Origin of the sequence: Halobacteriovorax sp. ZH5_bin.2, from assembly GCF_043196375.1 — a bacterium.
Classification (GTDB): domain Bacteria; phylum Bdellovibrionota; class Bacteriovoracia; order Bacteriovoracales; family Bacteriovoracaceae; genus Halobacteriovorax_A.
In genome coordinates, this window is the sequence record NZ_JBEBMJ010000001.1 from 225,177 (window position 1) to 245,783 (window position 20,607).

Sequence of the window (20,607 nt, forward strand, 5' to 3'; positions counted from 1 at the left end):
CGGAAGGTAACGTATGCAATTAAACAAAGAACAAGTAATGCAAATTCTCCCTCATCGCGAACCATTTTTATTCGTGGATGAGATTACAAGTGTAGAAGCTGTAGGTGAAGTGAACGAGTTAAAAGATCTCGTTGGTGCAGTTGTAAAAGGAAATTATACCACTCGTGAAGATCACCCAATCTTCGCAGGACACTTTCCTGGAAACCCAATTCTTCCTGGTGTTGTACAGGTCGAAATGATGGCACAATTCACTTCATTTCAATTAAAGCTTTATTATAAAAATTTAGAAGAAGGTGAATTCGAAGTTGCGCTATTATCAATTGAGGGCGCAAAGTTTAGAAAACCAGTTCACCCTGGTATGAAATTAGATATTGAAACTGTATGTACAAAAATGCGTACTGGTTTCTTACAAAACGATTGCAAAATCTTTCACGAAGGCGACCTAGTAAGCCAGTGTCAGGTTCTTGCATCTTTTAAAGTAAAAGATAATTAAGAAGGAGCCTCCATGAGCGAGAGATTTCATCCAACTGCAATTATTCACGAGTCTGCTGAAATTGGAGAAGGAACAACTGTTGGTGCATACTGTATCATCGGTCCAAAAGTTAAAATTGGAAAAAATTGTGACATTCGTAACCACGTAATCATTAATGGTATTACAAGAATTGGTGACAATAATAAAATCTATCAATTCTGTTCAATTGGTGAAGAACCACAAGACTTAACTTATAGCGAAGATCCAACAGAAGTTGAGATTGGTGATAATAATGTTCTTCGTGAATATGTATCAATTCACAGAGGTACAATGAAGGATCGTCAAAAAACGACTCTTGGTAACAACTGTCTTCTAATGGCGAAAGTTCACTTAGGTCACGATGTTGTGGTTGGTGATCGTGTTATTATGGCAAACTCAACAAACCTTGCAGGTCACGTAAAAGTTGGTAATAAAGTTATCATCGGTGGTGGAACTAATATTTCTCAATTTGTAAAAGTTGCAGAAGGTGCTTATATCGGAGGTGCTTCAGCTATCGATAAGGATATTCCACTTTATTGTACTGCTTATGGTAACCGTGCAAAGCTTCGTGGGATCAATATTATCGGTCTTCGTCGTGCAGGTGTTGAAAGAAATGCTATTTCTGAAATTGTTGACTTCTTCCGTGATATGGAAGCTTCAACTTACTCACCACGTACATTCGTTGAAACTGAAGAGCTAATGAAGCCATATGCAAATAATGAAATTATCGAGCGCATTAAAGAGCATATTGTAACGACAAAAATGGGAATTGCGCCGTTTTTAAGCTAATAGGGATTAATTATGTCTAAAGTAAAAGTTGCTTCAATTGGTTATGGACACTTAGGTCAATGGCATGCTCAGAAAGCATATAATCTAGATAATTGTGAGTTAATTGCAATTGTTGAGCCTTTTGCCGCTAATCAAGAAAAAGCAAAAGAAAAATACCCTGATATCAAGATTGTCTCTGATATTAAAGAAGTCATTGGTGAAATTGATGCCGCCGTAATTGCAACACCAACAAGCTTTCACTTCGAAATTGCTAAGTTCTTACTTGAAGAAGGCAAGCATGTTTTTTGTGAAAAGCCAGTTACTGTTACAGTAGAAGAGGCAAGGAATTTAAAGTCAATTGCTAATGAGAAGGGTGTTAAGTTACAAGTTGGACATAGTGAAAGATGCCATCAAGTCTGGGAGCGTCTTGAAGAGTTTAAAGACATTACTGAAAATTCTAGTGTTGCTACAATTGTAAGAAATTCGCCATTTAAAGGAAGGGCCGCAGATGTTGGTGTTGTGGAAGATCTTATGATTCACGACCTCGATCTGGCCCTTATGCTTTTTGGAAAACCTAAAAGTATCAGAGCTTATGGGATGAAAGTTCTTACTGATAAATTTGATCATGTGAAGGCGCTACTAAGTTATGGCGATCGTCTCGTAACAATTGAAAACTCAAGAAACGATGTAAAGACTGAAAGAAGTGTACAAATCAATTCTGCGAAGGGAATTCTTAGAGTTGACCTATTAAATAATAAAGCTTCTTACTCAACAGATATTAAAGCTGGTGAGGAGCAAGTTATTAATGAATTTGATTACGAAAAACGTGATCATTTACTAATCGAACAAGAGCGTTTCTATAATGCCATCTTAAATGACACAAAAGAATTTGTAACAATTGATGATGGAATTGCTGCAATGGAATTAATTGCGGCCGTTAATGAATCGCTTGAAAAGAATATTGAGGTAGAACTTAATTGAAAAGCTGCTTAATAATTGCTGGTGAAAAATCTGGTGAAGAACATGCAATGACATTCCTTGAGACTCTTACAAAGGGAGCTCCTGATACTCAATTCTACGGAGTAGGGGGAGAACTTATGAAAGAGCAAGGAGTTGAATTACTTTATGATCTAAAAGATTTTTCTACCTGGGGAATAACAGAAGCAGTTAAAAAAGTTCCTTTTTACTATGGTGCTTATAATCACATTATTGATGAAGTAAAGAAACGAGGAACGAAAGTTGCTATCTTAATTGATTTCCAAACATTTAATCTGAAATTGGCCATGAAGCTTGAAAAGCTTGGAGTCAAGGTTCTCTACTATGTGGCACCTCAAGCATGGGTTTGGAAAGAGTGGCGTACAAAATACCTTCAGGCTTCTGTTGATACACTTTTTTGTATCCTTCCATTTGAAAAAAAGTGGTTTATGGATCGTGGTGTAAGTAAGGCCATTACAATTGAACACCCACTTCTAAAGAAAACGAAGCCTCTTCTTGAGGGATTTAAAAGACATGAAGTTGACTTTAAAAATGGAGAATTTAATATTCTTCTTCTGCCTGGAAGTCGACGCTTTGAGATTGAATTCATGTTACCTCAGTTTATTAGGGCCTGTCGAAAGCTAAAAGAAAATTATAATTTTAAGCTTTCTATTGTTAAGGCCAGCTCTGTTGATGAGGAGCTATTTTCTCGCTTCGAAGGTGAGTTTGATAGGGTTTATGAGGATCGTGAATTAGATACAGCTCTTAAGGAAGCGGACTTTTCATTTGCAACAAGTGGAACTGTAAACCTTTCATTGGCCTTATATAGTGTTCCTAGTGTGATTGCGTATGATCTCAATCTATTCAATACGTTTATCGCTGAAAATATTGTTAAGTATAAGGGCTTTGTTTCAATTCCAAATTTGATTCTAGGACATGAGGTTTATCCAGAACTCCTAGGTGAAGGTTTTAGTGAATATAATCTTGTCCGTAAGGCCAAAGAACTATTTGATGATAAGAATCGCTACGAGCTTGTTCTTAGTGAACTTCAAAAACTAAGAGACTTAACAGAAGGTGAGGATATCGAAGTTTCTCAATATCTTCTCGATAAAATTAAAAGTGCTTATTTATAATGAGGAATCATGAATAATATTAATATAAAACTCATTAACTTCTTTTCTGTGGCCCTGACTCCAATTAGTTTTCTATGGGAGTGGATCTATCGCCTAAGAAGATTCGCATTTAAGATGGGGATTTTTAAATCATCATCGTTTGAGGTGCCAATTATTAGTATTGGAAACCTCTCTCTTGGTGGTACAGGTAAAACACCTTTTACTCTTTGGATCGGAAATTATTTGAATGATATTCTAAATAAGAAAACGATGGTTTTAACAAGAGGATACAAAGGTGAGCTTGAGAAATCGAGTGGAATAATAAAAACAGGCAAGAAGATCAGCGAGAACCCTTTTGTCTTTGGTGATGAGGCCCTCGTTTTAAGCCGAAACTTAAAAAATGCAAGCGTTGTTGTTGGTGCGGACCGAAGTGACAACTTAAGAAGATATTATGAAGAAGAAAAAGCAGATGTTGTTCTTCTAGATGATGGCTTTCAACACTTAAAGATTAATAGAAACTTAAATATTGTACTCTTTGATTCACTTCTTCCAATGTCAAAATATCATTGTCCGCCTAGAGGATACTTGAGAGAAGGTGTAAGTGCATTAAGAGAAGCTGATATCGTTCTATTTGGTAGGGCCGATCTTGTTAGCGAAGAAAAACTTGATACACTTGAGTCATATATTTTAGATAATTGTAAGGCAAATACACCAAGTGGCTTTTTCAAATATGCACCTAGTGCAATCAAGAACCTTCTTCACGAAGAAGAGTATGCTTTAACTGACCTAAAAGGAAAAAGTGTAATCTGTGTTTCTGGACTTGCTTCTCCGGAAGCATTCTTAAAATTAGTTAAGCAACTTGATGCAAATATAGTTGACGATTTTAATTTCCCTGACCACCACCTCTATAAAGTTAGTGAGTTAGATGGACTTGTCGAATTAGCACAAGAAAAGGATGCCATCATTCTTACAACTGAGAAAGATATTGTTAAAATGAAGAGGTGTTCAAGTAGTGATAAAATTCACTACCTACAAATTGGTATCGAATTTATAAAAGGCGAGCAATTTGTAAAAGATAAAATCAACTCGGTTGTTAGAGGTTAGAGTGAAAAATATTTTTTCTTTAAGTCTTATTGCCTTACTCCTTTTCGGTTGTGCCGGTGCACTCATGAAAAGTGATAGTGATGATGTGGATCTTGTGGAGATCTTCTCCACAGAAGAAAGTGAGACTCTAGATAAATTTAAAACGACTGAAGTTGAGCAGCCAAAGCCTACTCCTCCGCCATTTTCTTCTTCTATCGAAGAGAAAGAAATTGAGAAGGTTGAAAAGAAAGAGGCAAAGGCCGTTGCGAAGAAACCAAAGAAAGTAGTAGAAGCTCCAAAGGTAAAACTAAATCCTCAAGAAAGTGAGGACTATCCAAATGTATTTTTAAATTTTGATAAAGAATCTAAAAAATACTGGGAGAGTTACAAGCCTATCTTCTTTGTTGGTGAAGAATTTAAGTATGAAATTAGCTGGTCAATCTTTAAGGCCGGTATTGCTACTATTAGTACGCAACCAATGGCAAAGATTGGTGATAAAGATGTTCTTCATGTAAATGCACTTTTAGAATCTGCTGAATACTTTGAAGGAATTTATAAACTGAAAGATACTCTTGATGTCTATGTTGATGCTGATAAGGGGAAGTTTTCTTCTTTAAAATATGAGATGAAGCAACGTGAGTCTGGTCAAATTGTTGATGATCTTCAGCTATTTGATCACGATGAATTAAAGACATATTTTTTCTATAACCGATTAAAGAAAGGGAAGACGAAAAAAGTAAAAAAAGTTGAGTATCTGCCACGCTATTTTACTGATTCTTTTTCGGCCCTTTATTTTATTCGTGGTATTCCTATGGAAATTGGAACAAGTTTTGACTTTCCAATTATCACAAGAGGTAAGGCATGGCTTCTTAAGGCAACTGTTGATGAAATCGAAAACATTACAGTGATGGGGAAGCTATATAAAGCCTATAAGATTACGGCACAAACTGAATTCCCTGGTGTTTTAAAGAAGTCGGGAGATATTAACTTTTGGATCTCAACGGATGAAAGTAGAACTGTACTAAAGTTCTCTGCAAAGGTTAAAATTGGAACAGTTAAAGGAGAGCTAATCTCTCATAAAGCAGGAAAGGATACTGGTAAGTAAAATTAATGGTTAATATTTTTAGAAAACAACAGAATATTCTCTATGTTTCTCCAACCTATAGTTCAGGTTCGAAGGAACGTATGCTTTTAAGAGATAGTATTTTGTTAAAAGAAATTGGCCATAATATCTTTATCTACTGTCTGAAGGATTCATTTCTCCATCGTGAGTGTAAGAAGGCCGGAATCGATTGTATCTTCCACACAGGGACAACTAAACTTCGTGTATGGAATTGGTACAAGCTTTCAAAGCTAAGAGGCATTATTAAGCGCTATGATATCAATATCGTTCACTGCTACCAACTTAATTTCCTATGGCCACTGGCCTCGTTTTTAAGAAAGAGAAACTTAACTGCACTCTTTTTCACGATCAACTTTGAAGTTAGTAAGTTCTATAAGCAATTTTGGTATCGCCGCCTGATAGGAAGAATTGATCTCATTTTTATCCCTTTTAGAGAGATGATTGACTCTATCAATACTCATATGGATGTTCCTATTCGCAAGATTTATTCTTCAGGCCTTGGCGTTGATAAGATTAACTTTGAAAAAAAATATACTTTTGACGAAGAAAATCTCATTCACCTTTCTTGTTGGGTAAATGATCACGAAGTTGAACTAAACGACCTCTCTGTATGCTTAGAATCTTTGTGGGCACTAAATTTAGATAATGAGCTACCAAAGAGATTTAAGCTACATATTTTCTCAAATCGAAAGTGGGAGAGAAATATTCTCTACAATCCCATTAAAGATAGGATTGCTGAGTACAAACTTGAAAATTACGTTGAATTTCATGAGCATGATAATATTTATGAAGTTCGCTCTGATATTTGGATTTCATATACATCAAAATCGCCAATTGAAGATTATGCACTTCTTGCAATTTTAAAAGGTATTCCTACTGCGGTGCCAAGAAATGCCACAACTGAAGAGTTGCATCGTATCTATCATGGCTCACTTGCTACCTATCGTCAGGGCGATGCTAGGGAGTTAAGGGCCAAGGTTAAGGATATTGTCCAAAACAATGCTAAGTACAAGGAATCATGTCTAAAGTCTCGCGATGAGCTTTGGAATGAGCATGGTATCGATGGTTATAAATATAACCTATTTAAACTGTACGAGAAACACCTGAATAAACGCCTAAGGTTCTATAATTAATAAGTTTTTATTGTTGACGTAGGGCCCCGTAAATAATAAGATGCGCAAAATCATTTTAAAGTAAATTGTCTTCAGTAGAAGAGATTTACACTAAAGGCCTTGCCTTTAGATATCAAAAATTAAGGCACTGATTGGACACTTTCAGTTGTCTGCCGTGAGGTAAATTATGACAGATTTAAACAATCTAAAACAATCTTGGATGCAAGGTTACGAAGTTGTTCTTGGCGAAGACGTTGAGACAAGAGATGAAACAGAGTTTTCGAAGCTATTAGATTCGACAGAAACTCCAACATTTACAGAAGGTGAAGTTTTCAAAGGTAAAATTGTAAACATCTCACCTGATTACGTACTTGTTGACATTGGATACAAGCAAGAAGGTCTTGTTCCAAAAAGAGAATTCACTAACTACGATGGTTCTCTAAAAGTTGCACTTGGTGACGAAATTGAAGTTTATCTTGATAAACTAGAGTCTCACCTAGGTAACCTAGTTCTTTCAATGGACAAAGCTCAAATCCTTAAAGCTTGGGATAAAATTTCTGAAGCATGTGAAGACGGTACTCCAGTTACTGGTACAGTTGTAGCAAAAGTTAAGGGTGGTCTTTCTGTTGATATCGGTGTTAAGGCTTTCTTACCTGGTTCACAAATTGATGTTAGACCAACTAGAAACCTTGATAAGTTCATCGGTAAGAAGATGGAATTCAAAGTTATCAAATTCAACAAGAAACGTGGAAACATCGTTCTTTCTAGAAGAGCTATTCTTCAAGAAGAAAGAGGTAAACTACGTGGTGAAGTTCTTTCTCAAATTGAAGAAGGAATGGTTGTTAAAGGTATCGTTAAGAACATCACTGATTACGGTGCATTCATCGATCTAGGTGGAATTGACGGTCTTCTACACATCACTGATATGTCATGGGGACGTGTTAAGCACCCATCAAATATCCTTACTCTTGGTGACGAAATCGAAGTTAAGATCCTTAAGTTTGATAAAGAAAAAGAAAGAGTATCTCTTGGTCTTAAGCAAGTTCAAGAAAATCCTTGGGAAGCTGCACACGAGAAGTATGTTGCTGGTACAAAAGTTAAAGGTGAGATCGTATCTGTTAAAGATTACGGTATCTTCATTGAACTTGATGACGGAATCGAAGGTCTAATCCACGTTTCTGAAATGTCATGGACAAACTCTATCAAGAACCCAACGAAGCACTTCACTGTAGGTGAAATCGTTGAAGCTCAAGTACTAGAAGTTGACGTAGAAAACAAGAGAATCTCTCTTGGTATCAAGCAACTTCAAGAAAACCCATGGGATGCTCTAGAAGCTAAGTTCCCTGTAGGTTCAAAAGTAACTGGTAAAGTTAAATCAATCGTAGAATTTGGTATCTTCGTTGACCTTGGTGAAGAAGTTGATGCTCTAATTCACGTATCTGATTTCTCTTGGACTAAGAAAAATATCAACCTAAACGACGATTACAAAGTTGGTGATGATATTGAAGCTGCAGTAGTTTCAGTTGATAAAGAAAACCAAAAATTCTGTCTAGGTGTTAAACAACTTAAAGAAGATCCTTGGAAGAAAATTGAAACAAGACTTCCAGTTGGTACAATCGTTGAAGCTCAAATCGTTAGAGTAACTGATTTTGGTGCTTTCGTTGAACTTGAAACTGGTATCGAAGGTCTAGTTCACATTTCTGAACTATCTGAAGATAGAGTTGAGAAGCCAGAAGACGTAGTTAAGAAAGGTGACGTAGTTAAAGCTATGGTTATCTCTCTAGATAAAGATGCGAAGAAAATCGCTCTTTCTATGAAATCTGCTCTAAACTCTGATACTCAGGGAATGCAACAAGAAGTAGTTAAGTCTGCAACTCTTGGTGACGTTCTTAAGGGCTTCAACCTAGGTAAAGAATAGCGTCATTGTTTGCCCAAAGGCAAACTATTGGACGCTATGCTAGCTCCCCATCTCTTTAGCTAGAGTTTGGTGTCGAGAGCGAGGGTTCAAGCCCGAGCGGTTCGCAGCAGGAGCAAGTAATCACGAAGTGATTACAAATAAAATATCTTATATAAAAAGATATATGAGGCCACCGAAAGGTGGCCTTTTTTATTACCCACCCGCGTAGGCGCAGCCGATCGCGAAAACCAACCCGCGTAGGCGCAGCCGATCGCGAAAACCAACCCGAGTAGGCGCAGCCGATCGCGGAAAGAAACCCGCGTAGGCGCAGCCGATCGCGGAAAGAAACCCGCGTAGGCGCAGCCGATCGCGAAAACCCACCCACGCAGGCGCAGCCGATCGCGACAAGCTCCAAAAGAGGGCACGGCCCACGCAATCACGAAGTGATTATCGTCCAACCCCCTGAAACCACACCTCTAAAACAGACTAATATTCATTCTTTCTTTAAATCCCAACTTCCCTTAAAATATATTTATGCATAAATTCACTAAAAATAACTCTGGTTTTACTCTGCTTGAAATTGTTATGGCCGCAGGTCTCTTGGCCATCATTGCGCTAGGTTTCGCGCGTTTTATGAAGACTCAGATGAAGTCGACAAAAACGGCCATCAATCAAACAGAACTAAATAATTATGCCAATGCTATTAAGGCATATATGGGAAAACCTGGGATCTGTAAGAGATCACTAGGGAAGCTTGGTAAGCTAGAGAACGATCTTATCTTGGATGAGATTGTAAGGCCTGATGGTAAGGCCAAGTACACAATAGGGGATAAAGTAAACGGAACGAATTTCGTTCTTTCTTCAATGTATATTACAAACTTCTACGTGAATAAAGTTGAGGGCCAGGATTTCCATCGTGCAGAGCTTAAGTTAAATCTTGAACTAAGTCGTATGAATGATAATGCATATGGTGGCAAAACTATTATTAAACGCTTTGAAGTTGATCTCTTTGTTAATGACTCAAATCGAGTTGAAGATTGTGGAGTTCTTGGAGGGCTATATCTTCCTAAGATTCCATTTATGAATACATCTTCAAGCTCTTCTGAAACTGCTAAGTCTAATTCCGCCTCAGGGCCTAATAATGAGGGGACTACTGATGCCGGAACATCTAAGCAAGAGTCCGCAAATAATGAATTGTCGACGAAGAGTGATTATAATAAAGCGTTTGAAGACTCAGTTAATGAGGCCGCTCAAAAAACAGGGCAGGCAATATCACAAGAAGATATTAACAAGGCCGTGGATAATAATCCTGAGCTAAAAAAGGCAATGGAATCTCTTAAGTCTCTGCAGGAAAGTACTAAGAGGATGGAAAAACTTCTAAATGAAGAGTTTTAGATAGTCTTTATTGGTGGATCTTTCCATCGGGAAGACAAATTGAACAACCACCATCTTCTTCGTTGATATGAGAGGCAATTTCTTCATCCATCATTTCTTTTAATTTCTCAATTGTTTCACTTGAGGCACCAAGGGATTCGATAAGTGTCTGTGATACAGAAGGGATAACTAGTTTGATATCAAGTCCCATCTCTTCTAGCTCTTCCGATTTTTGATATGCACGATCTGCGTCTTCCATTGAAAACTCATATAAGGTAGAATTGGATAGGTTATCAATAATTTTAATGCGGCTAGACATGTGGACTCCCATTACACTTATTGATTAAATGTAACATATGAAGGCTTAATCGTGAAAATTAAAAAACTATTCTTTTTGTCTAATAACCAAATGATGATCACAGCTATCGAGGCGTTAGGTAAGGAAGTTGGCGGAGATTTCTTCACTCTTTCTAATGAAGAAGAGGCCTTTCACTTTATTAGAGATATTGTGCCTGAAGTCATTCTCGTGGACCTTTCAACAATTACGGCCGATACAATAGGGAAAATCGAATCAGAATTCTGTCAGAATATTCCTGTGGTTCAGCTTGTGACAAAGGGAGAAGAGGGTGCTCAACGTGTTATTGAGGCACCTCTAGATATTGCAAATCTTCTTTCAAATCTAGATCGAATTTGTGGAGATTTCAATGGAGAGGGATGAGTTATACATGTATCTTGGCCTGGCCATCATACTTCTTGTAATCATAGGAACATACTATTGGCGATTTCATTCTTAAAAAATATATTCAAAGGAAAAACTATGTCTAAGATTCGTTGTGCTCACATTCTTGTTGATCAAGAGTATGAAGCGAAAGATTTATTAAAGAAATTAGAAGATGGAAAAACTTTTGAAGAGCTTGCAAAAGACTTTTCAAATTGTCCTTCTGGTCAGCAAGGTGGAGATCTTGGTGAGTTTGGTAAGGGAATGATGGTGGCACCATTTGAAAAGGCGGCATTTGCTCTAGAAGTTGGAGAGCTTTCTCCAGTCGTTCGCACGCAATTTGGTTACCACCTAATTAAGAGAATTTCTTAAGCGTCTTTTATTTTTGTTCTGGGCACTTGTTGTCCAGAACGACTATTTGTCCTTCCTTATCATTTAAGACCAAGCAAGACTTTTTTTCATTTTTGATATTCTTAATAATTTCATTATGAATGGCCATGCAATGCCCATAACCTGGAAGTGTGAAAATATCATGTCCGCGAGAGCTATAAAGATTTAATCCGTTGATAAATCCTTGGCAGTCTAGAATGACTTTATCGTAATTCTTATTTTTGATGGAAAACATGAAGTCCATATCTGTTTTAAAATAAGATTCAACCTCGATCGTTTTTACACCTGCAAGAGCAGACCAAGATAACATAGATAAAATTAGTGCGAGTATGATTTTGTTCATACTCGCTCTTCGGAATAGTAAAATTTATATTTAGTTTTTTACTTAGACTTCGTCTAGAAGGGGATCATGAGGCCCTAGTTCAAACTTTTGTAACCCTAATGGGTTATAAATAAAGTCAGGTACTCTTACTTGATAGTAGATCCCTTTTTCGTGATTACTTGTTCTAATAACGTTAGTTTTTGAAACGACGATTGAATGGGCCGCCCCTGCATCATATGGAATAAAGAGATCGTAGTTATTTTGTTTCTCTAAAAAGAAGTTAACAATATACTCGCGTAACTCATCAATTTCTTCAGTATTAAAACTTGAGATCACAAAGCTATTAGGGTGTTTTCTCTTTATAATCGTTTCAGTGATCTTATCATTTAATTTGTCTTTCTTGTTAAAGACGATAAAGCGCTCTTTATCACTTAGGCCTAGTTCATCAAATACGTTATTTGTTACTTCAAGGTGCTTCTCATAATTAGGGTCACTGATATCACAAGCTATAATGAGTAGGTCAGCCTCAAGTGCTGATTCAAGAGTTGTCTTGAAACCATCAATTAGAGTGTTAGGGAGGTTCGATAAGAAACCTACCGTATCAATGAGAATCATTGGTGGTTTTGTATCTGGGTTTAGCATTCTAAATGTTGAATCAAGAGTTGCGAATAACTTATCTTCTTCAAGTACATTAACTCGGCACAGACGATTCATAAGAGATGACTTTCCAGCATTTGTATAGCCAACGAGGGCCGTTGTAATTGCTTTCTTTGAACGTTTCTTCTTTTGCTCAATACGAGACTTTTCAACTTCTTTAAGTTCTTTTTTATAGAACTCAATACGCTCACGAATGATACGACGGTCGAGCTCAATCTGTTGCTCTCCTTCACCACCGCGAACACCAATACCACCTTTTTGACGGCCGAGGTGAGACCAGAAACCAGCAAGACGTGGAAGAATGTACTGTAGACGTGAGATTTCAATTTGAATACGCGCTTCTTTCGTACGTGCATGCTCAGAGAAAATCTCCAGAATAATGTGGCAACGATCAACTACAGACATTCCTGTTAGCTTCTTAATATTTCTAATTTGTGAAGAAGTTAACTCACAGTCAAAAACTAGAAGAGTAGAACCTTCTGCTTTTGCATCCATTGCGATTTCTTCCAGTTTACCTGTTCCAAGGATTGTTCCCGGATCAACAGTTTTCTTATTTTGAATGTACTGTTCACCTGTTTCAATATCGAGTGTGCGCATTAGTTCTCTCAGCTCTCCAAGTGAGCGGAGAGTGTCTTTTTCTGTCGCATGTTCTTTGAACTTGGGACAAACTAATGAGACGAGAGAGGCCTTTGCCTCACGTGAAATAAAAAATTCATTATCAAGCATAAGTAATTTCCACTAATCTGTTATCGATAAGACGTGTTGGTTTACTTCCTACGAAGTAAGCTCCAGCGATAACAATTTCTTTTGTATTTGATTCAACATCTTCTAGATTGGCGCTATCAAGAATTTCAAGATAGTCCCAATTAGAATCCTTAAGGGTTTCTTCAAGGATTTCATTTAACTGAGCTTGAGCATCAACCCAAGTAGTTCTCATTAGAAGATTTTCTAATTCATCAAGTTTATTAGGAAGAAGAAGAGCGTACTCTTTTTCTTCTTTTGTTAAGTAACCATTACGAGATGATAGGGCAAGTCCACTTTCTTCACGCTTAATTGGTACGGTTGTAATATCAATTTCAAGGTTTAAGTCATGGGCCATTTTTCTAATGACACAAACTTGTTGGTAGTCTTTTTGTCCAAAAAAGGCCTGACTTGGTTTAATTAAAGTGAAGAGTTGGTAGACTACAGTCGTTACTCCACTGAAGTGAGTAGGGCGACTCTGACCGCATAGCTTCTGGGTAATTCCTTCAACTGAGACTGTCGTATTAAAGCCCGCAGGGTAGACCTCACTATTATCTTTTGGAAGAAAAACCACGATGTCATTAACACGATTACCAGCAGTTTCTCTAATTAATTCAAGGTCTTGTTCTGGTGTACGAGGGTAGCTATCGAGGTCTTCGTTTTCTCCAAATTGTTTTGGATTTACGAAAATGGTAACAACTACTTTCTCACAAGTTTCAAGTGCACTTGTCAGAAGGCTCATGTGACCCGCATGTAAGTTACCCATTGTTGCAACAAGGCCAAGTGAGTCGTGAGACACTTCCTTCATTGTTGCAATTAAATCTGATCGCGTTTGAATTAACTTCAAGCTTTAATCCTTTTAAATATTTCTTTTGCTAACTCGATTTTTGATAGCTCGCCAGTAAAGGCCATTTCACCATTGTTAAGGATTGTGTAGTTAGCTTCATTATTTCCGAAACCTTTTCGCTCAGTTTTACAAAGGCCACTATTGACATGTGTTCCAACTAGGAGCTTTGTTGGTTTACGATTATATTTTGATTCTAAAACTTCTTTTGAAAGATCTGTCTCTGCAGCAAAACCAACGATTATTTGATGGTCCAGTTTATTGGCAACAACATATGCAAGAATATCCTGGGCCTTTTCAAACTCAAGGTTTGAAGAAAGGGCCTCTTTTTTTAGCTTACCTTCTGCTGTTTTAAACTTCAGATCACTAATGGCGGCCGTTGAGATATAAGTATCAAATTGATTCTTAAGAGCAAGAACTGCTTCATACATTTCATCTGTTGTTCGAACAGAAATAATCTTAACTCCAGGAAGACTTCTTAGGTATTGAAACTCTGGACAAGAGTTTTGCCCAAGTAAGATTACAGTTTGATTCCCTAGGCGAAGTGATTCTTTTGCAATCTCATAACCCGTTTTTCCAGATGAAGGATTTGTGACGAAGCGAACTGGATCAATAGGAGCAACTGTTGCACCAGCTGTAATAACCACTCTTTTTGAGGATTCATTAATTGAAGGATTAATGGCATCAAAATTTGCTAAGACCTCTTCAACTGCTGGGATTTTACCTGCACCGACATCGCCGCATGCAAGTTCACCAGATGCTGGTGGATAAATAAAGACATTACTTTGCTTATTTAGGCGGGCCAATAGATCAATATTTTCTTGTGTGATTGGATTTGTCCACATCGACGTATTCATGGCCGGATAAATTACTGTTTGAAACTTATCCCATCCTGCTAAGAAGACAGAGGTTAGAAGATCATCAGCCTTTCCCATGGCAAGATTGGCAATAGTATTGGCACTCGCAGGGTAGATATGAAGTGAGTCGGCCCATTTTGCCAATTCAATATGAAGCACTGACTTCGTTTCTACACTGGCACTAAAGTCGGATTGAGCGCTGTAAACTTCGGCCGCACCAAGGTAAGTGTAGAGGTCTGCCTGAACAAATTTCGTTGCTCCGCCTGTTAAGATAACCTTTACCTCGTGGCCCTTTTTAACCAGTCCTCTTACAAACTCAATTGACTTGTAAGCGGAAACTGAGCCACATACACCTACTAATATTTTCATATATTTAACTTTCTGGTTGTTAATACTATGTGTCTATCTTATATATGTTTTTAAGGATTTAGGCCATTGAATTTGAAATATCTGAAGGTATTCGGAAGGCCCGTGTAATAAGTAACAAAGGTAAGTTTATGAAATTTGGTAAGTTCTCAATCATCTCACAACGTGACGTACAAGCACTAGGTGATACGCTAGAACTCATCTACATAAATTACGATCATATCGTGTCAATGAAGCCTATTAATATCGTTATGGATGGTGATGTTAAGGAAGGTTATTGGCTACGTCTATCTAATGGCAAGAAGTATCGTGCCATCGAAATTCCGGCTAATTTTAAAAAGAATTTTGTAAGTTAAATAGAGCTTGGTGAATGAGGTTGTTCTGAATTTCACCGTAGTCCTTCAGCTTCTCTGAATCTCCACCCGTTAAAATAACTCTGTGTTGATTGTATTTCCTTACTTGAAGGATGATCATTTCTGTATAGGCTGCGTACGCGTGGGAGATGGCCTGTTTCGTATTGGTCATGTCTGTTAAGTCTATTTCGCTAAGTAGGGGAAGATTGGCGGAAAATTTAGGATATGACTTTAAGTAATTATTTAAACCTAGAAAAATGGGGCCACCAAGATGAGTTCCATTAGTAATTTCATCAAATGTGATAAAGCTTCCCAAATCAACGAGAAGGAGCTTCTCATTTGGAAATTTCTTTTGCAGAAAGTAAGAGATGACTTTACGATCAATTCCTAGTTTTTTTGGATCATAAGATGTTTTGAAATCTTTGATTAGGTCGTTTGCATTAATTGCACTTGCTGGAAGAAGTGGCGTTATTTCTTTAGAGACATTTGAATAGATGACAGAAGAGTTCTCTTTAAATGTAAAATCAAAGTTTCGAATGCTTAATTTCTTAACATCTGTAAGAGTGTCACTTTGAAAAACACCAATTTTAAGAAAAGTGTTACCACTATCAATGGTGTAGGTCTGCATCGTCTGTATCATCCACGTTCTTATTCTTTAGAATATACTCACTAATTAGCTTAAGCTTTTGATCAAAGAAGTTAGCAATAGGTGTACAAAAATTCGGGTATTTTCCTGGTCCCATTTTCAGAAGATCATTAATAACAAGAACTTGTCCATCAGTGTTCTTTCCTGCACCAATCCCAATTGTCGGGATTGAAAGCTCTCTTGTAATGATTGTGGCAATCTCATCAGTGACACATTCGAGAACAATTGCAAAACATCCGGCCTCTTCTAAAAGCTTTGCTTCTGCTAGAAGTCTTGCCTTATCTGAGTCATCTTTGCCGTGAGTATAGTATCCACCTTGCTCATGAACACTTTGTGGAGTCAGGCCAATATGTCCCATCACAGGAATACCAGATTGAGTTAATCTTTTGATAATATCGAGTTGGTGAGGATAGGCACCTTCAAGCTTCAGGGCCTCTGCCTGAGTGTCTTGAAAGAGCTTCGTAGCATTCTCAAGGGCCTTGTCAAAAGTTGTATAAGTACCAAAGGGCATATCAACAATCACAAATTTATTTGGTGCACCTCTTCTTACTGCTGCTCCAAAAATGGCCATTTCTGTTAAGCTAACTTGAACTGTCGTATCGTAGCCAAGAACAACATTTCCAAGACTGTCTCCTACAAGAATCATATCAAGTTCTGTCTCGTTTAACATTTGAGCTGTCTGATAATCATAGCAAGTAAGAACTTGAAGTGATTTTCTTGTTTCAGAAAGTTTTGATTTTCTAATTATTCGAGTTGTTAGCTTCTTCATTCCCATGAACCAATTTCTTTCCAAAGTTATTGTAAACTTTGGTGATATCTAAGTTATTCCACTCACTTATAACCTGAGAGAGCTGCTTTTGGAAATCGGTATGAAGAATTTCACGGGCAAAAGTGCCATTTTCGATATTTTTGTAGATTTTATTGAGTTTGTTCTGATATTCATTATCAAATATCAATGACTTGGCCATTTCTCCTCCCATGAAGGCATTAGGGGAGATAAGCTTCATAAACTCTGTAGGGCCAAATTTTATCATGGCATCAGCAATAAGTTTTACCTCATGCCAGCATTCGATATAGGCAATTTCAGGGGAGTGACCTTTTTTGACAAGAGTCTCAAAAGACAGTCTTGCTGCCTGTGGAATAACCGAGCAGAGTATCGATTGCTCTGAAAAGAGATCACAGATTGTTTCTTCTTCAAAACTACTTTCGATTGGGCCAACATTAATTCCCAGATCCTTTGCAAGCTTTAAGAGGCTTTCATCATCACAGTTTACAACTGCAGTTAGGGGAGCCTTCGTTTCATAACCAAATCGTAGCTCACTTGCAATGGCCTTAGGCGCTAAAAGAAAGTGCTGATACGCAGGAAACTTTGCTCGTAGGTCTTGGTACATGACACTATAGCCGTGACCGTAAACCAATCTTTGCTTAAAATTCGTATCAGAGAATTGAAGAGAAGTTAAGATTTCTTCATGGGTATCATCTGGTGTAAGGATGATGATAAATTTGAAATTAGCAATTTTGTTATTTGTAATATCAATTGTTGGCAGGCCCATTTTATTTGCTAAAGAAGTTGAGCTACTATTTTGGCGTAGGCCGATAGTAACTTCTCTACCAGAGTCTCTAAGGTTTAATGACCAAGACTTAGCTTGAGAGCCAAAACCAATAATTAAAATATCATTAGAAATATTATCGCTACTATTTTTCATCATAAAAATTAGATATCATGGATTGAAACAATAAGGGAAGTTATGGCACAGGAAGTAATCTATTTTTCTAAGAAAGGTTTAACTGCACGTGATGCATTAATTAATGAGGGAAATCTTTGGGGGAATTCTTTCTTTACGACAATACTTGTAAAAGGTGGCAAGGCCATCTTTTGGGATCAGCATCGTCAAAGATTGGAGAAGTCATTTCAATATTGTTGGCCTAACGATTTTAATAACTCAATAATTGATGAAGTTCAGCTGGCCACGGCAAAAATACTTGATGATTTCAGCTCAATCCCTCACGCTTATCTTAGGATCACTTTTTATCGAGAACTCTCTGGAGCAATACAATTTTGGATATGGGCCGTTGAAAAAGATCAGCTTAAAAGTTCATTAAAGTTGAATTCCCATTGCTATTATCCAGATCAAAATTTTCCCGACTTTTTAAAGCGAAGTAATTACCAATACCAATTTCAGTTAAGAAGGGAGAGTCTCGCACTTGGCTATGATGATGTCCTCCTACTTGATCCAGAGTCTTATCTATTGGAACTTCCGACGGCCAATATTATTCTCAAGAAAGGGGATGACTATATAACTCCAGTTGCAGAGTTTGGTGTACTTGATGGAATCTCTCTTGAGAGGGTAAAATTCATGTTAGAAAAGCTAGGACGCCCCCTGAAAGAGATGCGCGTTCATGCAGCCGAGTTGCATGAGTTTGATAGTTGTTTCACAACAAGTTCATTTAATGGCATTAGGCATATTTCAACTATCAACGAAGTAGCATATACTGAAGATACAGAGATTAAAAGTTTAGTTAATGAGTTTTACGGAGAAATTTGGTGACAAAAGTTTTGAAGGTTAAATGTCCTGAATGCTCAAAAGAGTTTAATTATTATTCAAGTGATTTCCGCCCATTTTGTAGTGAAAAATGTAAGATGGTTGATTTAGGAATGTGGCTTACAGAGAATTATACAGTTGCTAGTCAGGAGCCTCTTTCTGATTCTGACTTAGAGGCCGTCATTAAAAAGAGACAGGATGAAGAAGATTACTAAGAGTGAACTTATTGCCATAGAAGGTGAATTAATAAAGATCGCACGTGGTGCCGGAAGAATTTTAAAACCTTTTCAAAAAGATCTTTCAAATCTTTCGATTAGCTACAAAGATGCTCAAGGAGCAGTCTCTGCAGCTGACCATGCGTCTGAAGGCTATATTATTAACCAACTCTATAAGCTTCGAGCAGATATTCCTGTGCTGGCAGAAGAAGACTTCTACCACAAGTATCAAGGTGATTATAAACACCTAAAGGAATACCAAGATAGTGACTATCTTTGGGTTATTGATCCACTAGATGGAACAAATAATTTTGTCCACGGATTAGAGCACTACTGTGTATGCCTTTCTCTAACTTATAAGCTACAACCAGTTGTTGGTGTGATTTATATTCCTGAAAAAGGGGAATTCTATTGTGCGACAAAGGGCAATGGAGCCTATCTTATTAAGGGGAAAGAAAAAACTCGACTTAAGAAAACACGTTCAAGAGACCGTGGCTTCCTATTGGCAACTGGCTTTGCTACTGAAAAGGGAAAACCATTCAATGATGAGTTCAAAAAATTTAAAAAAGTCATGATTAATATTTCTGCTGTTCGCAGACTTGGTTCAGCGGCCATTGATCTGTGCTATGTCGCTCGCGGGATTTTTGATGGTTTCTGGGAGAAGGGGCTTGCTCCTTGGGATGTGGCCGCTGGAAAGATTATTTGTACAGAAGCTGGTGCTAAAGTAACTGAGTATAATGATCAAGATCATAATATCTTCTCAAAGACAATTATTGTGGGCAGAAATCCGCTTTATGAGAAGTTAAATGAAATGGTCTCTGACTAAAAGACTCTACTTATTTCCTACATTATCGGTTCATTTTTGCTATTTTTTCATATCTTTTAAATGGCGCTGATTATGTTAAAATAATCAAAGGTTTATATATTAAAAGGATTAAAAAGTGACGAATTCTATCACGAGATTATCAAGAGAAATGATGTACGTTAGTGACAACGTTTTTTATATTTTATTCTCTATTCTTATACTTTTAATTTGTGTCATCGTCGTTTATTGGTTTTATACACGAAAACGTATGCAGGAGTTACAACATCAAATTCCAGCGAATGTTTTAAAAAGCTATCTCGACTCAGTTATTCAAAATTCAAACGCTTTAAAATCTTCTCTATTTAGAGGTGGTGGACTAGAGACAGGAGAGGGGATTCCTTCTGTTGTTCCTGGTGGAAGCTTACCAACGGGTAATGTTGACGGAGCTCAGTTAGCAAGTAAGAATGCTGAAATTGCTGCACTAAATGGACAGATCGCAAATAAAGATTCTCTTATTAGAGACCTTGAAGCACAACTGGGTGCTGTTGAGCAATCGGGAGATAATTCAGATTCTGCTCAAATCATAACAAATCTAAATTCTGAAATTGCCCAACTTAAATCGCAAATCGAAACATTGAAAGCAGCAAGTGAATCTGCTGGCGATAGTAGTGCAGAATTATCTGCTCTTTCATCAGAAAGAGATGAGCTACAGGCAAGACTTAAAGAATATGAAATGATTGAAGGTGATCTTGCTGACCTTAGAAAATTTAAGCAAGAAAACGAACAACTAAAGGCACAATTAGCAGAAGGTGGAGGAACTCCGTCTAAGCCAGCACCTGAAGTTGACTTAACTCCTGATGCTGAACCTGAAGTTGATCTCTCTCCTGAACCAGAAGAAGTTGTTGCTCCAGATGAAGCACCAGTTGAAGCTCCTGAACCAGTTGAGGTTCCAGAGCCAGCACCTGATAACTTAATGGCCGAAGCTTCTGAGTTCTTTGAAGAACCAATTGAAGAAGCGACAATGGAAGCAGCTCCTGAGCCAATTGAAGAAGCTGAGGCTCCAGCTGCGGCCGCAGCTGAAGTTGCAGGGGAGAAAGCTCCTGAGAATGAAGCAGCAGATCAGAAATCGGCAGAAGAGCTTTTAAGCGAATTTGAAAAAATGCTTGGTTAAAAATAATCTTTAAAAAAAATAGAA

Annotated in this window: 24 protein-coding genes; 16 read left to right on the forward strand and 8 right to left on the reverse strand. The window is 37.5% G+C overall.

Features of this window, described 5'->3' with window-relative positions; all coding sequences use genetic code 11:
* Positions 1-13: 13 nt before the first annotated feature.
* The 9 genes from ABMA76_RS01060 (at position 14) to ABMA76_RS01100 (ending at position 9,976) form a co-directional block, all read left to right on the forward strand.
* Positions 14-493 carry a 3-hydroxyacyl-ACP dehydratase FabZ family protein gene (locus ABMA76_RS01060; RefSeq protein WP_392910374.1) on the forward strand — a complete coding sequence of 160 codons (480 nt, stop codon included), beginning with the start codon at positions 14-16 and terminating at the stop codon, positions 491-493.
* Positions 494-505: 12 nt separating this feature from the next.
* Positions 506-1,300: an acyl-ACP--UDP-N-acetylglucosamine O-acyltransferase gene (lpxA, locus tag ABMA76_RS01065; RefSeq protein WP_392910372.1), complete on the forward strand. Its 795-nt coding sequence runs from the start codon at positions 506-508 to the stop codon at positions 1,298-1,300.
* 12 nt (positions 1,301-1,312) lie between these two features.
* Positions 1,313-2,260 (forward strand): Gfo/Idh/MocA family protein, encoded by a 948-nt coding sequence (locus tag ABMA76_RS01070; RefSeq protein ID WP_392910370.1) that lies wholly within the window; start codon positions 1,313-1,315, stop codon positions 2,258-2,260.
* Positions 2,257-3,387 carry a lipid-A-disaccharide synthase gene (lpxB, locus tag ABMA76_RS01075; RefSeq protein ID WP_392910368.1) on the forward strand — a complete coding sequence of 377 codons (1,131 nt, stop codon included), beginning with the start codon at positions 2,257-2,259 and terminating at the stop codon, positions 3,385-3,387. Before ABMA76_RS01070 ends, lpxB begins: the two co-directional genes overlap by 4 nt.
* 9 nt (positions 3,388-3,396) lie before the next feature.
* Entirely contained in the window at positions 3,397-4,470 is a 1,074-nt protein-coding gene (lpxK, locus tag ABMA76_RS01080) for a tetraacyldisaccharide 4'-kinase (protein WP_392910365.1), read from the forward strand.
* Position 4,471: 1 nt separating this feature from the next.
* Positions 4,472-5,554, forward strand: coding sequence for a DUF3108 domain-containing protein (locus tag ABMA76_RS01085; RefSeq protein WP_393060669.1), 1,083 nt, complete (start codon positions 4,472-4,474; stop codon positions 5,552-5,554).
* 5 nt (positions 5,555-5,559) lie between these two features.
* Positions 5,560-6,705 carry a hypothetical protein gene (locus ABMA76_RS01090; RefSeq protein ID WP_392858447.1) on the forward strand — a complete coding sequence of 382 codons (1,146 nt, stop codon included), beginning with the start codon at positions 5,560-5,562 and terminating at the stop codon, positions 6,703-6,705.
* Between the two features lie 166 nt (positions 6,706-6,871).
* On the forward strand, positions 6,872-8,602 hold the full coding sequence (locus ABMA76_RS01095; RefSeq protein WP_392910360.1) for a 30S ribosomal protein S1: 1,731 nt from the start codon (positions 6,872-6,874) through the stop codon (positions 8,600-8,602).
* Positions 8,603-9,115: 513 nt separating this feature from the next.
* Positions 9,116-9,976, forward strand: coding sequence for a prepilin-type N-terminal cleavage/methylation domain-containing protein (locus tag ABMA76_RS01100; protein ID WP_392910358.1), 861 nt, complete (start codon positions 9,116-9,118; stop codon positions 9,974-9,976).
* A 7-nt stretch (positions 9,977-9,983) separates the two neighbouring features.
* Here ABMA76_RS01100 and ABMA76_RS01105 read toward each other — a convergent pair whose 3' ends face one another.
* Positions 9,984-10,274, reverse strand: coding sequence for a hypothetical protein (locus ABMA76_RS01105; RefSeq protein ID WP_392858454.1), 291 nt, complete (start codon positions 10,272-10,274; stop codon positions 9,984-9,986).
* A gap of 90 nt (positions 10,275-10,364) precedes the next feature.
* Here ABMA76_RS01105 and ABMA76_RS01110 point away from each other — a divergent pair, with 90 nt between their 5' ends.
* Complete coding sequence (locus ABMA76_RS01110) at positions 10,365-10,673, forward strand: hypothetical protein (RefSeq protein ID WP_392910356.1); 309 nt, start codon at positions 10,365-10,367, stop codon at positions 10,671-10,673.
* A gap of 99 nt (positions 10,674-10,772) precedes the next feature.
* Positions 10,773-11,045, forward strand: coding sequence for a peptidylprolyl isomerase (locus ABMA76_RS01115; RefSeq protein WP_392910354.1), 273 nt, complete (start codon positions 10,773-10,775; stop codon positions 11,043-11,045).
* A gap of 7 nt (positions 11,046-11,052) precedes the next feature.
* On the opposite strand, the gene ABMA76_RS01120 is transcribed toward ABMA76_RS01115, so the two are convergent.
* Genes ABMA76_RS01120 through coaBC form a run of 4 tightly spaced genes read right to left on the reverse strand, consistent with a single transcriptional unit; the run spans position 11,053 to position 14,853 of the window.
* The gene (locus tag ABMA76_RS01120; RefSeq protein WP_392910352.1) at positions 11,053-11,406 is read right to left on the reverse strand and encodes a hypothetical protein; all 354 of its coding nucleotides are present in this window, start codon (positions 11,404-11,406) and stop codon (positions 11,053-11,055) included.
* A 42-nt stretch (positions 11,407-11,448) separates the two neighbouring features.
* Complete coding sequence (gene hflX / locus ABMA76_RS01125) at positions 11,449-12,768, reverse strand: GTPase HflX (protein WP_393060671.1); 1,320 nt, start codon at positions 12,766-12,768, stop codon at positions 11,449-11,451.
* The gene (gene panC, locus ABMA76_RS01130; RefSeq protein WP_392910347.1) at positions 12,761-13,630 is read right to left on the reverse strand and encodes a pantoate--beta-alanine ligase; all 870 of its coding nucleotides are present in this window, start codon (positions 13,628-13,630) and stop codon (positions 12,761-12,763) included. Before panC ends, hflX begins: the two co-directional genes overlap by 8 nt.
* Positions 13,627-14,853 (reverse strand): bifunctional phosphopantothenoylcysteine decarboxylase/phosphopantothenate--cysteine ligase CoaBC, encoded by a 1,227-nt coding sequence (gene coaBC, locus ABMA76_RS01135; protein WP_392910345.1) that lies wholly within the window; start codon positions 14,851-14,853, stop codon positions 13,627-13,629. Before coaBC ends, panC begins: the two co-directional genes overlap by 4 nt.
* 128 nt (positions 14,854-14,981) lie before the next feature.
* Between coaBC and ABMA76_RS01140 the strand changes: the two genes are divergently transcribed.
* The gene (locus ABMA76_RS01140; RefSeq protein WP_392910342.1) at positions 14,982-15,206 is read left to right on the forward strand and encodes a hypothetical protein; all 225 of its coding nucleotides are present in this window, start codon (positions 14,982-14,984) and stop codon (positions 15,204-15,206) included.
* On the opposite strand, the gene ABMA76_RS01145 is transcribed toward ABMA76_RS01140, so the two are convergent.
* Genes ABMA76_RS01145 through ABMA76_RS01155 form a run of 3 tightly spaced genes read right to left on the reverse strand, consistent with a single transcriptional unit; the run spans position 15,184 to position 17,558 of the window.
* Complete coding sequence (locus ABMA76_RS01145; protein ID WP_393060673.1) at positions 15,184-15,831, reverse strand: type III pantothenate kinase; 648 nt, start codon at positions 15,829-15,831, stop codon at positions 15,184-15,186. The genes ABMA76_RS01140 and ABMA76_RS01145 overlap by 23 nt on opposite strands.
* The gene (gene panB / locus ABMA76_RS01150; RefSeq protein WP_393060675.1) at positions 15,812-16,618 is read right to left on the reverse strand and encodes a 3-methyl-2-oxobutanoate hydroxymethyltransferase; all 807 of its coding nucleotides are present in this window, start codon (positions 16,616-16,618) and stop codon (positions 15,812-15,814) included. Before panB ends, ABMA76_RS01145 begins: the two co-directional genes overlap by 20 nt.
* Positions 16,590-17,558: an NAD(P)-binding domain-containing protein gene (locus ABMA76_RS01155; RefSeq protein ID WP_393060677.1), complete on the reverse strand. Its 969-nt coding sequence runs from the start codon at positions 17,556-17,558 to the stop codon at positions 16,590-16,592. The genes panB and ABMA76_RS01155 overlap by 29 nt, the downstream gene beginning before the upstream one ends.
* A gap of 39 nt (positions 17,559-17,597) precedes the next feature.
* On the opposite strand from ABMA76_RS01155, the gene ABMA76_RS01160 reads away from it, so the two are divergent.
* The 4 genes from ABMA76_RS01160 to ABMA76_RS01175 all read left to right on the forward strand — a co-directional run bounded on the left by ABMA76_RS01160 (position 17,598) and on the right by ABMA76_RS01175 (position 20,583).
* A complete protein-coding gene (locus tag ABMA76_RS01160; protein ID WP_392910332.1) occupies positions 17,598-18,398 on the forward strand; it encodes an aminotransferase class IV in 801 nt (266 codons plus the stop codon).
* Positions 18,395-18,607, forward strand: coding sequence for a DNA gyrase inhibitor YacG (locus tag ABMA76_RS01165; RefSeq protein WP_392910330.1), 213 nt, complete (start codon positions 18,395-18,397; stop codon positions 18,605-18,607). Before ABMA76_RS01160 ends, ABMA76_RS01165 begins: the two co-directional genes overlap by 4 nt.
* Positions 18,591-19,433, forward strand: coding sequence for an inositol monophosphatase family protein (locus ABMA76_RS01170; protein ID WP_392910328.1), 843 nt, complete (start codon positions 18,591-18,593; stop codon positions 19,431-19,433). The genes ABMA76_RS01165 and ABMA76_RS01170 overlap by 17 nt, the downstream gene beginning before the upstream one ends.
* 115 nt (positions 19,434-19,548) lie before the next feature.
* On the forward strand, positions 19,549-20,583 hold the full coding sequence (locus ABMA76_RS01175; protein WP_392910326.1) for a hypothetical protein: 1,035 nt from the start codon (positions 19,549-19,551) through the stop codon (positions 20,581-20,583).
* Positions 20,584-20,607: the final 24 nt, after the last annotated feature.